The organism is Mycobacterium sp. NGS59 (genome assembly GCF_059812345.1).
In genome coordinates, this window is the sequence record NZ_JCALCN010000011.1 from 131,577 (window position 1) to 144,325 (window position 12,749).

Sequence of the window (12,749 nt, forward strand, 5' to 3'; positions counted from 1 at the left end):
TAACGATTGTGGAGACCTCGGCTGCAGGCTGCCATACTCGTCGGATCGCCACGCATCACGTTCGCGGCTATCTGTCGGCGAATAAGCAGCAGGAAGTTCGATGACTCTCTCGTTTCACGCGACGCCGCTTGAAGGCGCGATCACGTGACCATGTTCGCCCGCCCGACTCACCCGGTCGCGGCGGCACCCGCCACCCCGGCGCCGGCCAGACGGCCGGGGGCTTGGTCGCTGCGCAACTGGCCGGTGCGGTGGAAGGTGTTCGCGATCGCCCTGGTGCCGCTGCTGTTGGCGACGGTGTTCGGGGCGCTGCGGGTCGAGAGCGCCCTTTCCCGCTCCAGCGGCCTGCGGCTGGCCGCGGCCCGGGCCGACGTGATCCCGACGATCACCAAGTACATGTCCGCGCTCGACGTCGCGCTGCTGGCCGGTTCTACCGGACGCGACGTGGAAGGGGCGAAGAAGAACTTCGCCTCGCGTAAGAACGAGTTGCAGACCCGCCTGGCCGGCACCGACGTTCTCCCCGACGTCCGCACCGCGGTCGACACGCTGCTCAACAGTGGGCAGACACTGCTGGACAAGACACTGGACAACAGCATCAGCCTGCGCGACCGGATCACCACCTACGCCCCGCTGCTGCTGACCGCCGAGGACGCCATCAACGCCTCGGTCCGCGCGGACAGCGAGCAGATCCGGTCGCAGGTGCAGGGCCTGAGCCGGGCCGTGGGCGCCCGCGGCCAGATGACTCTGCAGCAGATCCTGGTGACCCGCGGCGCCGACCTGCCCGAACCTCAGCTGCGCACCGCGATGATCACGCTGGCCGGCACCGAGCCGTCGACCCTGTTCGGGATGAGCGAGGTGCTCGGCGCCGGCTCTCCGGACGCCAAGAACCTGCAGCAGCAGATGGTCACCCGGATGGCGATGCTGTCCGACCCGGCCAGCGAACTCGTCGACAATCAGGACCTGCTGCGCTCGATACAGACCACGCAGGGAATCGCCGAACAGATCATCACCAACACCACCGCCGAGGTGACGAAGTCGGTGCAGGCCCAGGCCGACGACCGGCGCGCGACGGCGGTCCGTGACGCCGTGCTGGTGCTGGCCGCCATCGCGATCGCGCTGCTGGTCGTGCTGCTGATGGCGCGGGCGCTGGTCAAGCCGCTGCGGTTGCTGCGCGATGGCGCGCTGAAGGTCGCCCACACCGACCTCGAAGGCGAGATCGAGCGGGTCCGCGCCGGCGGTGAACCGATCCCCGAACCGCTGGCGGTGTACACCACCGAGGAGATCGGCCAGGTTGCGCACGCGGTCGACGAACTGCACACCCAGGCGCTGCTGCTGGCCGGTGACGAGGCCCGGCTGCGGTTGCTGGTCAACGACATGTTCGAGACGATGTCGCGCCGCAGCCGCTCCCTGGTCGACCAGCAGCTGGCGCTGATCGACCGGCTGGAACGCGACGAAGAGGACCCCGAGCGGCTCGACAACCTGTTCCGGCTGGATCACCTGGCCGCCCGGCTGCGCCGCAACAGCGCCAACCTGCTGGTCCTGGCCGACGCGCAGATCACCCGCGACCAGCGCGACCCGGTGCCGCTGTCGACGGTGATCAACGCCGCGGTGTCCGAGGTCGAGGACTACCGCCGGGTCGAGACGGGCGCCGTGCCGGACTGCACGGTGCTCGGCACCGCCGCCGGCGGCGTCATCCATTTGCTCGCCGAGCTGATCGACAACGCGCTGCGTTACTCGCCGCCGAACACACCGGTCAAGGTGTCTGCCGTGCGGGGCAGCGAGGGCGGTGTGCTGCTGCGTATCGCCGACTCCGGGCTGGGGATGACGGACTCCGACCGGCGGATGGCGAACATGCGGTTGCAGCCCGGCGGCACGCCGGAGCCCACCCCGGAGAACGCGCGGCACATGGGCCTGTTCGTGGTGGGCCGGTTGGCCGCCCGGCACGGTGTCCGGGTGGGACTGCGTGGTCCGGCGAGCGGCGAAACGGGCGGCACCACCGCCGAGGTGTATCTGCCGGTGACGGTGCTGGTCGGCGGGCAGCCACCGGAACCGCCGCAGCGGCAATTCTTCAAGGTGAGTCCGCCCCCCGAGCCGGCGGCCCCGGCGGCCTCGCCCGTCCCCGCCGGTGGGCAAGCGGTGACTTCGCTGCCGCGTCGCAGTCCCGGGTCCAGCGGCATCACCGCCGGCGGCCCGGTCGCCACCCCGGAGCCGGAACCCAAGCAGAAGCGTCCGTTGCCGACGCCGTGGTGGGAGAAGGGATCCCAGCCGGCACCGGCCGAGCCGGCACCGCCCACCACGACGGCCTCGGACACCTCGGCGTTCTTCGCCCGGCGTCCCGCACCGCCGGCCGCGTCGCCCCCCAAGCCGGCGCCGCCGGACCTCAAGCCGTCGGGACCCGATGACGACGACGTGATCTACCAGCGGATGCTGTCGGAGATCATGGGCGACCCACACGACCTGGTCCGAAGCCCCGACCTGGATTGGCAGACGGTATGGGACCGCGGCTGGACGGCGGCCGCCGAAGCCGAGGACAAGCCGGTCGAGTCGCGCACCGAGTCCGGGTTGCCGATGCGCACCCCGGGAGCCCGGCTGGTGCCGGGAGCGGCCGACGACGACCAGCCCCGACAACCGGCGTCCAACGGCGGATCGCACCCGGGTCGCGACCCCGACGCGGTCCGGGCCAGCATCGGCAGCCACTTCAGCGGAGTTCGTGCCGGACGAGAGCACGCCCCGGAGGAAGGGGCCGATCCGCAATGACCGTCCAATCCTCCTACAGCCCGCTGGACTGGTTGGTGTCGAAGTTCGTGCGCGAGGTCCCCGGTGTGGCGCACGCGCTGCTGGTGTCCGTCGACGGGCTGCCGCTTGCGGCCAGCGAGCACCTCCCGCGCGAACGGGCCGACCAACTCGCCGCGGTGGCATCGGGACTGGCCAGCCTGGCCACCGGCGCCGCGCAGCTGTTCGAAGGCGGGCAGGTGCTGCAGTCGGTGGTGGAGATGCAGCACGGCTTCCTGCTGTTGATGCGCGTCGGCGACGGCTCGCATCTGGCGACGCTGGCCATGCCGAACTGTGACATCGGCCAGATCGGCTACGAGATGGCCATTCTTGTCGAACAGGTGGGCAACGTCGTGCAGTCCGCCCGCCGCGCCGAGCCCGAGCCGCGATGGACCGACGCGAACCACCGCTGAGCCCGAACCTGGTCCGCCCGTACACTTTGACGGCCGGACGCACCGGCACCGACGTCGACCTTCCGTTGGAGGCGCCGGTGCAGACGGTGCAGGCCGGTGAGGCGTCGCCCTGGGGGGCCGACGATGTGCGCGGCAGGATCATCGGGCTGTGCGCGGGTAGCCCGTCGGTTGCCGAAGTGTCGGCGCGGCTGGATTTGCCGGTCGGTGTTGCGCGCGTCCTGATCGGGGATCTGGTCGGCGCCGGTTACCTTCGGGTGCACAGGACCTTGACCGACCGCTCCACCCGCGATGAACGGCACGAACTCATAGGAAGGACGCTGCGTGGCCTCCGAGCACTCTGAACCGCACGGCACCGCGTCGACGAAGATCGTCATCGCGGGCGGGTTCGGGGCCGGCAAGACCACGTTCGTCGGGTCGGTCTCGGAGATCATGCCGCTGCGGACCGAGGCGATGGTGACCGACGCCTCGGCGGGCGTCGACATGATCGAGGCCACCCCCGACAAACGCACCACCACCGTCGCGATGGATTTCGGTCGCATCACGCTGGCCGAGGACTTGGTGCTGTATTTGTTCGGCACGCCCGGTCAGCGCCGGTTCTGGTTCATGTGGGACGACCTGGTGCGCGGTGCGATCGGGGCGATTGTGCTGGTCGACTGCCGGCGATTGCAGGACAGCTTCGCCGCCGTCGACTTCTTCGAGCACCGGCGGCTGCCGTTCCTGGTCGCGGTCAACGAGTTCGACGGTGCGCCAAGGTATCCCGTGGGTGAGGTGCGCAAGGCGCTGACCCTGCCCGAGCACATCCCGGTGATTTCCGTCGACGCCCGCAACCGCAGGTCGGCCACCGACGCGCTGATCGCGGTGAGCGAGTACGCACTGGCCAGCCTGGCCAGCTGACTGTTGGCCGAGCAGACGCAAAAGCCCCTAAAAAGTGCGGTTTTCGGGGGCTTTTGCGTCTGCTCGCGCAGGGAAAGCTAGCGCAGGGGAAGGCTAGCGCCGCTTGAGGCGGATCCTCCACCACACGATGAAGCTGTAGATGATGCACAGCAGCGCCAGCATCGCCATGTCGAATAGCCAGGTGCCCGGATTGTGTTTCCAGTGCGAGTCCTTCGGCTTGACCGGACCCGGTACCAGCTTCTCGATGTTGACCGTCGACGACGACGCCGAATAACCCCACCGCGCGGGGGTGGCCCACGACAGCTGGTCGAGCAGGAACCGGTCGGTCACCCAGATCATTCCGCCGGAGAACACCAGCTGCGACATGATCGCCAACACCAGCATCGGCATGATCTGGTCTTGCGATTTCGCCAACGCCGACAGCGCCAAGCCCAGAATCGCCGAGGCCACGCAGGTCGCGGCGACCGTCACGAACAGCTCGATGCCGACATTGCCCAGTAGCACAGCGTCGGTGGGCGGATAGCCCCAGCCGACCAGCGTGATGATCGTCGCGATCGCAGCCTGAACGATCGCGAACCCGCTGAACACAGCGATCTTGGCGCCCAGATAGGCCCCCGTGGACAGGCCGACCGCCTGTTCGCGATTGAAGATCGGACGCTCGCCGACCAGGTCGCGGATCGTCAGCGCGACGCCCATGAAAACAGCGCCGACGTTGAGCATCACCAGGATCTGCCCCGGCTGGTCGGGGTTGCTGCTCACCGCCTCGGCAATGCCGAACCCGGTCTCGCCGCGCACGGTCATGGCGAGGATCCCGATCAAGAACGGCAGAACCGCCAGGAAGACCGTGTATCCGCGGTCGGAGATCACCAGCCGCACCTGGCGGCGGGCGATGGTGGAGAACTGGTGCAAGGCACTGGTGTGCACCGGTTCACCCAGGTCGGCCGGGCTGCTCTTGGCGGCCGGTTGCGGCCCCCCCGCGTTTTCGGCAAGGAACCGGCGGTTGGCCTCGTCCGGGTCGGCGCCCACTTTGGTGAAAATGTCGGCCCAGTTAGTGGTGCCCATGGCCGCGCCGATCTGATCGGGCGGGCCCAGGAATGCGGTTTTGCCGCCGGGGGCGAGCAACAGGATCTGATCGCAGACGTCCAGGTAGGAGACCGAGTGCGTGACCACCAGCACCACGCGACCGGCGTCGGCCAGCTGGCGCAGCATCATCATCACCTGGCGGTCCAGCGCCGGGTCCAGACCCGAGGTCGGCTCGTCGAGAATCAGCAGCGACGGTCCGGTGAGCAGCTCCAGCGCCACCGACGCACGCTTGCGCTGACCGCCCGAGAGCTTGTCCACCCGGGTCTCGGCGTGCTTGGTCAACTCGAGCTCCTCGAGGACCTGGGCGACCACCTGCGCGCGGTCACCCTTGCTGGTGTCGGGCGGGAGCCGCAGCTCGGCGGCGTAGCCGAGGGCCTGGTTGACGGTGAGCTGCCGATGCACGACGTCGTCCTGGGGGACCATGCCGACCCGGCTGCGCAACGAGGCGTACTCCCCGTGGACGTCGTGGCCCTCGAAGGTCACGCTGCCGGTGCTGGGGCTGGTGTAGCCGGCGATCACCCGCGACAGCGTGGTCTTGCCGGCGCCGGACCCGCCGATGATGGCGGTCAGCGTGCCGGGGCGGGCGGTCAGCGAGATGTGGTCGAGCAGTTGCTTGCCGCCCTCGACGGTGAACGTGACGGAGTTGACCTCCAGCCCGCCGGACCGGGTGGCCGCTGCGGTGCGGCGTACCAGGGTGCCGCCGGCGAACACCAGGTCGACGTTTCCGATGGTGACCACGTCACCTTCGGACAGGATGGCCGACCCGACCCGCACCCCGTTGACGAACGTGCCGTTGACGCTTTGGTTGTCGCGGATCTCCGCACCCAGCGGAGTCAGGGTCAGGAAGGCGTGCTGCCGGGACGCGAGGACGTCCTGGATGACGATGTCGTTGTCGGTGGAGCGGCCGATGGTGACCGACCCGGCGGGCTTGGCGTGTGACCCCGTCCGCGTCAGCAGGGCCTGGAACATCTTGGTCGCGATGTTGCCGGCGTCGGGCGGCTTGGCGCCGATCGGCGGCCCGGGGCGCGGAGGCGGCTGTCGCGGTGGCGCATGCGGGAAATTCGGCGACGACGGCGGCGGCCCGCTGACCGGGTAGCCGGGCGGGGCCCACGGCTGGCCGCTGCTGGGGTACATGGGCTGCCCCGGCGGCGGGGGAGGGGGCCCACCGGGCTGCGGCCGCGGCGGCGGGGCGCCCCGACTGGGCAGCCGCGAGGTTGGTGGTGCTGCTCCGGAAGGCGGACCCGGCGGTCCGGCCGGCCAGCCCCCGGACGGGCCCGCCACGGCGGGGATGCGCATCGACTCGGTTTGCGGTGGGCGCCCGGCCGGTCCGCGGTGCCGTCCGACCTCGAAGATCAGCAGGGGACCGTCCGGGTTTCCGATGTTGACGCCCTGACCGTCCTGGATGTCCACGACCGGCACTCGGCGGCCGTTGGCGTACGTGCCGTTCAGGGAGTTGTTGTCGATCGCCAGCCAACGGCCCTGGTCGAAGCGCAGCAGCAGGTGGGCGCGCGAGATCAGCGGATGGGTGATGCGCAGGTCGGCGCGCAGATCGCGGCCCACCACCACGTCGTGTCCGGCTGCAAAGGTGCGCTCCGAACCGTCATGACGGACGGTCAGCGCTGGCGGGACGGGCGGAGACATTGGTGACAACCTTAGCCGGTAGGCCCGGAGTCACTCCCTGTCCGGCGCGCCGGTCAGCACACAGCGGGTGCGGGTGTAGATGGTCGGCATGCACTGATTGCAGTGCGTGCATGCGGACCGGACGGCCGCGCCGTCGCGCGCGATCTTGTTGATCAGGTCCGGCTCGGCCAGCAGCGCCCGACCCATCGCGACGAAGTCGAAGCCCTCCGCCATGGCCAGGTCCATGGTGTCCCGGTTGGTGATGCCGCCGAGCAGGATCAGCGGCATCTTCAACTCGGCGCGGAACAGTTTGGCCTCATTGAGCAGATACGCCTCTTTGTACGGATACTCGCGCAGGAACTTCTTGCCGGTCATGCGCATGCCCCAGCGCATCGGCGGCTTGAAGGCGCCGGCGAACTGCTTGATCGGAGCGTCGCCGCGGAACAGGTACATCGGGTTGACCAGCGAACTGCCGGCGGTCAGCTCGATCGCGTCCAGGCCACCGTCTTCTTCGAGCCATTTGGCGGTGGTGACCGCCTCCTCGTTGCTGATCCCGCCGCGGACGCCGTCGGACATGTTGATTTTGGCGGTCACCGCGATCTGCCGCGGACCCTGATCCACCGCACGGCGCACCGCCATCACCACTCCGCGGGCTACCTTGGCTCGGTTGGCCAGCGAGCCACCGAATTCGTCGGTGCGCCGATTGATCAGCGGCGACAGGAACGAACTCGCCAGATAGTTGTGACCCAGATGGATCTCGACCGCGTCGAACCCGGCCTCGACGGCAAACCGCGCGGCCTTGGCGTGGTCGGCGAGCACGTCGTCGATGTCGTCGGCGTTTGCCTTGCGGGCGAATCGCATCCCGATCGGATTGAAGAACCGCACCGGAGCCAGGGCGGTGGCCTGGTTGGACTTGGCGTTGGCGACCGGCCCGGCGTGGCCGATCTGCGCGCTGATCGCGGCTCCTTCAGCGTGAATCGCGTCGGTGAGCTTGCGCAACCCGGGCACCGCCTCGGGACGCATCCACAGGCCGTTGCCTTCGGTGCGTCCGCCGGGGGAGACCGCGCAGTAGGCGACCGTGGTCATGCCGACCCCGCCGGCTGCGGGCAGGCGGTGGTACTCGATCAGGTCGTCGGTCACCAGTGCGTCGGGTGTGCGGGCTTCGAAGGTCGCGGCCTTGATAATGCGGTTGCGCAGCGTCACCGGACCCAGCTTGGCGGGGCTGAACACATCTGGGGCAGCAGACATAGAGGGAGCCTATCGGCGATCGCAAGCGCGGCGAAGCCGGGCGAGGCGGGTCGCCGCCATTGGGCACAGCGGCGATCGCAAGCGCGGCGAAGCCGGGCGAGGCGGGTCGCCGCCATCGGGCACAGCGGCGATCGCAAGCGCGGCGCTGCCGGGCGCCACCGCACCCCGGCGAACGTGCGAGACTGTCAGCCGTGGGCGCAATCACGCTGGACGGCAAGGCCACCCGTGACGAGATCTTGTCCGACCTCACCACGCGAGTGGCGGCTCTGAAATCGTCGGGCCGTACGCCTGGCCTCGGCACCATCCTGGTCGGGGAGGATCCCGGCTCCCAGGCTTACGTGCGTGGCAAGCACACCGACTGTGCCAAGGTGGGCATCACCTCGATCCGCCGCGACCTGCCCGCCGACATCTCCACCGAGACGCTCAACGAGACCATCGACGAGCTGAACGCCAACCCGGACTGCACCGGCTACATAGTGCAGCTGCCACTGCCCAAGCATCTGGACGAGAACGCCGCGCTCGAGCGCGTCGACCCGGACAAGGACGCCGACGGCCTGCACCCCACCAACCTGGGTCGCCTGGTGTTGAACACCCCGGCGTCGCTGCCGTGCACCCCGCGCGGCATCGTGCACCTGCTGCGCCGCTACGACGTCGAGATCGCCGGCGCTCATGTGGTGGTCATCGGCCGCGGCGTGACGGTCGGGCGGCCGTTGGGCCTGCTACTCACCCGCCGTTCCGAGAATGCGACAGTCACGTTGTGCCACACCGGAACCCGTGATCTGGGCGCGCTGACCAGGCAGGCCGACATCATCGTGGCCGGTGTCGGGGTGCCGCATCTGCTGACCGCGGACATGGTGCGTCCCGGCGCGGCCGTCGTCGACGTCGGAGTCAGTCGGGTGGACGGCAAGCTCACCGGCGACGTGCATCCCGACGTCTGGGAAGTGGCCGGTCACGTGTCGCCCAACCCCGGCGGCGTCGGTCCCCTGACCCGAGCGTTCCTGCTGACCAACGTCGTCGAGTCAGCCGAACAGCAATGACCGTCCGGGCCATTCTGGCGCGCGCGGCCCGCGCCCAGTGGCCGATCCTGCTCGTCGGGTTGATCTTCCTGGTGGCGTTCGTGCTGGCGGGGGCGAACTTCTGGCGCCGCGGCGCGCTGCTGATCGGCATCGGCGTCGGGGTGGGCGCCGCGCTGCGGCTGGCGCTGCCCGAGGAACGGGCCGGACTGCTGGTGGTGCGCAGTCGGGGAACCGATTTCCTGACGACCGCGTCGGTCGGTGCCGCGATGGTCTACATCGCGTGGACGATCGACCCGCTGGGTACCGGTTAGCGCAGCAGCTCAGGACCCGGGCAGACCCGGTATGGCGCCCAGACCCGGGATGCCGCCGGCCAGGCCGGGTATCGCCGAGGCGCCCGGAAGCTGTTGCAGCCCAGCCAGATTGCCGCTGGCGACGTCAGCCATCACCGACGGGCAGTACATCTGGATCGCGATGGTGGTGAACATGCTGGCCATCTCCGGCGACATGCCGTTGCTGCCCCGGATGCGCGTGGCGGCCGCGGCGAAGTTGCCGCCCGGTTGAACCAGCATCGGGCAGACCGATTGCCCCAGAGCTTCGGCGTCGATCGGGTCTCCGACGTTGACACCGGCGTTGGTCAACGCGGTGATGAAGGCGTCGTCGACGGGACTTGCCTCGGCCGGTGCGGCGAACGCCGCCGCCGCAGTCAGCATCCCCGCGGCGCCCGTCAACAGACGAACCGACAACGGTTGGTGGCGCAAAGGGTTCATGTGGTCTCCTCTTGGTGTGTCCAGAACCTTTCTCTACGGCGGTCTCATTCGGGACACGATGGCGTAAAGGTTTGGTCCGGTCGGCGTTTCGCGTTCGGTAACAACACGATCGGATCACGCTGTGCCGCGACACGTTGGCGGACAACCACATTGGCTACCGGCGCGACTGACAATGCGGTCCATGATCTCTCGCCAGGCTTTTCTTCGGGGCGCCGCCGGAGCGTTGGCGACCTCCGCGCTGTTCCCGACGAGGGCATGGGCCGAGCCGACGGGCGCGTGGAGCGGGTTGGCCACCTCGATCGGTGGCAGGGTGCTGCTGCCGGCCGACGGTGCCTCCTTCACCACCGGTAAGCAGGTGTTCAACTCCAACTACGACGCCGCGAACCCGGCGGCGGTGGTGGTGGTCACCTCCCAGCAGGACGTCGAGAAGGCGGTCGCGTTCGCGGCGGCCAACAGGCTCAAGGTCGCACCCCGCGGCGGCGGCCACTCCTATATCGGGGCGTCGAACGCGAACGGGGCCATGGTGCTCGACCTGCGCGGCCTGCAGGGCGGAGTGAACGTCGACAACGGCGCCGGCACCGTGACGGTGCCGGCGGGAACCCAGCTCTACGCGATACAGCAGGCTTTGGCCGGCGCGGGCCGGGCGATACCGGCCGGCAGTTGTCCTACCGTCGGGGTGGGGGGTTTGACGTTGGGCGGCGGGATGGGCGCGGATTCCCGCCACGCCGGCCTGACCGCCGATGCATTGCGGTCGGCCACGGTGGTGTTGCCCAACGGGCAGACCGTCACCGCTTCCGCCGAAGACCACCCGGATTTGTTCTGGGCGCTGCGCGGCGGCGGTGGCGGCAATTTCGGGGTGACGACGTCGCTGACGTTCACGATGTTCCCGACCTCCGATTCCGATGTGGTGCGCGTCGACTTCGCGCCGTCGGCCGGCGCGCAGGTGCTCACCGGCTGGCAGACATGGCTTTCCGCTGCCGATCGCAACACCTGGGGCTTGGTCGACCTCTCGGTCAACGGGGCGCAGGGCAATTGTCATGTGCTGGCGACCTGCCCGGCGGGCACCGGCCAGGCCGTTGCCGATGCCATCAAGTCCGCGGTCGGCGCCGCGCCCACGGCGGCCGAGCACAAAACGCTGAGCCACATGGAGCTGGTGACCTATCTGGCCGGTGGCAGCGCGACGAGTTCGCCGCGCGGCTTCGTGGCCGGATCCGACGTGATCGGAACCCTCAATTCGGCTGCGGCGCAGGCAATTGTCGGTGCACTCGGCAAATGGCCGGCCGAAGGCGGTCGTGCCTCGGTGATCGTCGACACGCTGTCCGGAGCCGTGGGCGACGTCGACGCGACGGCGACGGCCTTCCCGTGGCGCAGCGCAGCCGCCGTCGCGCAGTGGTATGTGGAGAACGGGAACGGCCAGACGTCGACGTCCAGTACCTGGGTGGCGACCGCGCACCAAACGGTGAAGCAGTATTCGGTCGGGGGCTACGTCAATTATCTGGAGGCCAACACCTCGGCGTCACGGTATTTCGGGTCGAACCTGGCGCGGCTCAGCGCTGTTCGTCAACAGTACGACCCGAATCACGTCATGTACTCCGGGCTCGACTTTTAACTTCGCGTTTAGCTCCACCCGCTCCGGCCGCCGAGAGTGGATTCCACGACGCGACACGCCGCGGTGGCGTCGCCGGACGCACACTCGCCGGGGAAGGCTGGTCAGGAGATAAGCAGCAGAGTGGCAGTCGCGAGCATGACGGCGGCGGTGAGACCGTGGACGCCCACCGCGATCGACTTGGAGCCGCCGTGGCGGAGCACGATGAGCGCGTCGGCCAACGGAATGATCGTGGCGGCCAGGATCATCCAGCCGAGCAGGTGCGTGGCGCCCGCGGCGATCATGATGAAGACGAAAATCCCCCACGCGATGTCGCGGATCCCCTTGACGCTCAGGTAGGCGTCAGTGGATCGATCGGCTTGCACGCCGTAGCCGGCGGCAGCCACGCGCGGCGCGACGATGAATCGTGCACCGATGAAGACGATGCCCACGCCGATGAGTCCGGCGAGCGTATAGCCGATGGTTGCGGTCATGCCGAGAGCTCCTGCGCCGAAAATAGTGAGTCAAGCAGCACCGATTGGACGTCGACGATCTCCTCGACATCGAACCCGGCCATGTCGGCGGTGAACTCCGGGCTGGCCATGACCTGCCGAGTGAGTTGTTCGGGTTCGGCGCCAGGTGGATAGCGGATCAGCGCGACGAGTCGATTCGCGCCGCCGGTTCGCTCCGACCACACGCCGTGCGTAGTGATGCCGAAAGTCCGGAAGGTGGGCAGGTGCCGAGCCCAGTGAACCGTGGCGTACCGCCGCAGCGCTTCGGGTGAGCGCAGGGTGTAAATCCTCAGTTGCAACATCAGGCCGCCAGCACCACGCACAGAGCGGCCAGCGCCAGACCCTGCAGCACAGCGCGGGCGCCGATGACGCGGTCCCAACTTGCCTGCAGCGCCCGTCCGTTCGTCAGCTGGCGCCCGGCATCGGCTGCCGCGGTGAGCTGCTTGTTCAGCGGTGCGCTCACCCGCAGGTAGACCACCAGCCAGATGGACAGCGACAGTACGGCGGTGGCCGCCGCGATCGCGTGCGTCCAATGTGCGCTTGCTGCCGCCAGCACTGCGCTGACCAGGGCGGCGAGCAGGCCGAGCACTCCAGGTACCGGCATGCGCCGGTCCCCGTAGCGGTGCACGCTCCCCATCACCGTGACCAGGGCGTTGTCGCCGATCGATGCCAACGCCGGGCGCATAACCGTCGCGCAGAACACGTCAGTGCCGTAGACGACGGCGTTAGCCAGCACCGCGATCAGCGCGGCGAAGCGGGTGAGGTCAAGGGCCATGTAGTTACTCCCGTCAGACGAACTGCTAGCAATGCTAACCCCTAACGCGCAGCTGGGGCAATAGCGG

At 68.9% G+C, this 12,749-nt stretch carries 13 protein-coding genes; 7 read left to right on the forward strand and 6 right to left on the reverse strand.

The window, feature by feature from the left end; translation table 11 throughout:
* Nucleotides 1-144 precede the first annotated feature (144 nt).
* Genes AC5Y46_RS14725 through AC5Y46_RS14740 form a run of 4 tightly spaced genes read left to right on the forward strand, consistent with a single transcriptional unit; the run spans nucleotide 145 to nucleotide 4,076 of the window.
* Complete coding sequence (locus AC5Y46_RS14725) at nucleotides 145-2,754, forward strand: sensor histidine kinase (protein WP_499941598.1); 2,610 nt, start codon at nucleotides 145-147, stop codon at nucleotides 2,752-2,754.
* On the forward strand, nucleotides 2,751-3,182 hold the full coding sequence (locus tag AC5Y46_RS14730) for a roadblock/LC7 domain-containing protein (protein WP_499941599.1): 432 nt from the start codon (nucleotides 2,751-2,753) through the stop codon (nucleotides 3,180-3,182). Before AC5Y46_RS14725 ends, AC5Y46_RS14730 begins: the two co-directional genes overlap by 4 nt.
* Nucleotides 3,158-3,523: a DUF742 domain-containing protein gene (locus tag AC5Y46_RS14735; RefSeq protein ID WP_499941601.1), complete on the forward strand. Its 366-nt coding sequence runs from the start codon at nucleotides 3,158-3,160 to the stop codon at nucleotides 3,521-3,523. The genes AC5Y46_RS14730 and AC5Y46_RS14735 overlap by 25 nt, the downstream gene beginning before the upstream one ends.
* On the forward strand, nucleotides 3,504-4,076 hold the full coding sequence (locus AC5Y46_RS14740) for a GTP-binding protein (RefSeq protein ID WP_499941602.1): 573 nt from the start codon (nucleotides 3,504-3,506) through the stop codon (nucleotides 4,074-4,076). The genes AC5Y46_RS14735 and AC5Y46_RS14740 overlap by 20 nt, the downstream gene beginning before the upstream one ends.
* Nucleotides 4,077-4,169: 93 nt before the next feature.
* On the opposite strand, the gene AC5Y46_RS14745 is transcribed toward AC5Y46_RS14740, so the two are convergent.
* Nucleotides 4,170-6,800 (reverse strand): FHA domain-containing protein, encoded by a 2,631-nt coding sequence (locus AC5Y46_RS14745; RefSeq protein ID WP_499941604.1) that lies wholly within the window; start codon nucleotides 6,798-6,800, stop codon nucleotides 4,170-4,172.
* A 30-nt stretch (nucleotides 6,801-6,830) separates the two neighbouring features.
* On the reverse strand, nucleotides 6,831-8,027 hold the full coding sequence (locus tag AC5Y46_RS14750; protein WP_499941606.1) for an NADH:flavin oxidoreductase: 1,197 nt from the start codon (nucleotides 8,025-8,027) through the stop codon (nucleotides 6,831-6,833).
* A 191-nt stretch (nucleotides 8,028-8,218) separates the two neighbouring features.
* Between AC5Y46_RS14750 and AC5Y46_RS14755 the strand changes: the two genes are divergently transcribed.
* Nucleotides 8,219-9,064, forward strand: a complete 846-nt coding sequence (locus tag AC5Y46_RS14755) for a bifunctional methylenetetrahydrofolate dehydrogenase/methenyltetrahydrofolate cyclohydrolase (protein WP_499941608.1) — start codon at nucleotides 8,219-8,221, stop codon at nucleotides 9,062-9,064.
* Entirely contained in the window at nucleotides 9,061-9,354 is a 294-nt protein-coding gene (locus tag AC5Y46_RS14760) for a DUF3017 domain-containing protein (RefSeq protein ID WP_499941610.1), read from the forward strand. Before AC5Y46_RS14755 ends, AC5Y46_RS14760 begins: the two co-directional genes overlap by 4 nt.
* A 9-nt stretch (nucleotides 9,355-9,363) precedes the next feature.
* On the opposite strand, the gene AC5Y46_RS14765 is transcribed toward AC5Y46_RS14760, so the two are convergent.
* Nucleotides 9,364-9,810, reverse strand: a complete 447-nt coding sequence (locus tag AC5Y46_RS14765) for a DUF732 domain-containing protein (RefSeq protein ID WP_499941612.1) — start codon at nucleotides 9,808-9,810, stop codon at nucleotides 9,364-9,366.
* 172 nt (nucleotides 9,811-9,982) lie between these two features.
* Between AC5Y46_RS14765 and AC5Y46_RS14770 the strand changes: the two genes are divergently transcribed.
* The gene (locus tag AC5Y46_RS14770) at nucleotides 9,983-11,419 is read left to right on the forward strand and encodes an FAD-dependent oxidoreductase (RefSeq protein WP_499941613.1); all 1,437 of its coding nucleotides are present in this window, start codon (nucleotides 9,983-9,985) and stop codon (nucleotides 11,417-11,419) included.
* Between the two features lie 101 nt (nucleotides 11,420-11,520).
* Here the strand turns inward: AC5Y46_RS14770 and AC5Y46_RS14775 are convergent, their stop codons facing one another.
* Genes AC5Y46_RS14775 through AC5Y46_RS14785 form a run of 3 tightly spaced genes read right to left on the reverse strand, consistent with a single transcriptional unit; the run spans nucleotide 11,521 to nucleotide 12,682 of the window.
* The gene (locus tag AC5Y46_RS14775) at nucleotides 11,521-11,889 is read right to left on the reverse strand and encodes a DUF4267 domain-containing protein (RefSeq protein WP_499941615.1); all 369 of its coding nucleotides are present in this window, start codon (nucleotides 11,887-11,889) and stop codon (nucleotides 11,521-11,523) included.
* Nucleotides 11,886-12,209 carry an NIPSNAP family protein gene (locus tag AC5Y46_RS14780; RefSeq protein WP_499941617.1) on the reverse strand — a complete coding sequence of 108 codons (324 nt, stop codon included), beginning with the start codon at nucleotides 12,207-12,209 and terminating at the stop codon, nucleotides 11,886-11,888. Before AC5Y46_RS14780 ends, AC5Y46_RS14775 begins: the two co-directional genes overlap by 4 nt.
* Nucleotides 12,209-12,682 (reverse strand): DUF1772 domain-containing protein, encoded by a 474-nt coding sequence (locus AC5Y46_RS14785; protein ID WP_499941619.1) that lies wholly within the window; start codon nucleotides 12,680-12,682, stop codon nucleotides 12,209-12,211. The genes AC5Y46_RS14780 and AC5Y46_RS14785 overlap by 1 nt, the downstream gene beginning before the upstream one ends.
* Nucleotides 12,683-12,749 lie beyond the last annotated feature (67 nt).

Excerpts from the sequence above, each read along its gene's own strand:
- AC5Y46_RS14730 (WP_499941599.1), top strand. The coding sequence starts at position 2,751 with ATGACCGTCCAATCCTCCTACAGCCCGCTGGACTGGTTGGTGTCGAAG.
- AC5Y46_RS14735 (WP_499941601.1), top strand. The coding sequence starts at position 3,158 with ATGGACCGACGCGAACCACCGCTGAGCCCGAACCTGGTCCGCCCGTAC.
- AC5Y46_RS14745 (WP_499941604.1), bottom strand. The coding sequence starts at position 6,800 with ATGTCTCCGCCCGTCCCGCCAGCGCTGACCGTCCGTCATGACGGTTCG.
- AC5Y46_RS14750 (WP_499941606.1), bottom strand. The coding sequence starts at position 8,027 with ATGTCTGCTGCCCCAGATGTGTTCAGCCCCGCCAAGCTGGGTCCGGTG.
- AC5Y46_RS14760 (WP_499941610.1), top strand. The coding sequence starts at position 9,061 with ATGACCGTCCGGGCCATTCTGGCGCGCGCGGCCCGCGCCCAGTGGCCG.
- AC5Y46_RS14765 (WP_499941612.1), bottom strand. The coding sequence starts at position 9,810 with ATGAACCCTTTGCGCCACCAACCGTTGTCGGTTCGTCTGTTGACGGGC.
- AC5Y46_RS14770 (WP_499941613.1), top strand. The coding sequence starts at position 9,983 with ATGCGGTCCATGATCTCTCGCCAGGCTTTTCTTCGGGGCGCCGCCGGA.
- AC5Y46_RS14775 (WP_499941615.1), bottom strand. The coding sequence starts at position 11,889 with ATGACCGCAACCATCGGCTATACGCTCGCCGGACTCATCGGCGTGGGC.
- AC5Y46_RS14780 (WP_499941617.1), bottom strand. The coding sequence starts at position 12,209 with ATGTTGCAACTGAGGATTTACACCCTGCGCTCACCCGAAGCGCTGCGG.
- AC5Y46_RS14785 (WP_499941619.1), bottom strand. The coding sequence starts at position 12,682 with ATGGCCCTTGACCTCACCCGCTTCGCCGCGCTGATCGCGGTGCTGGCT.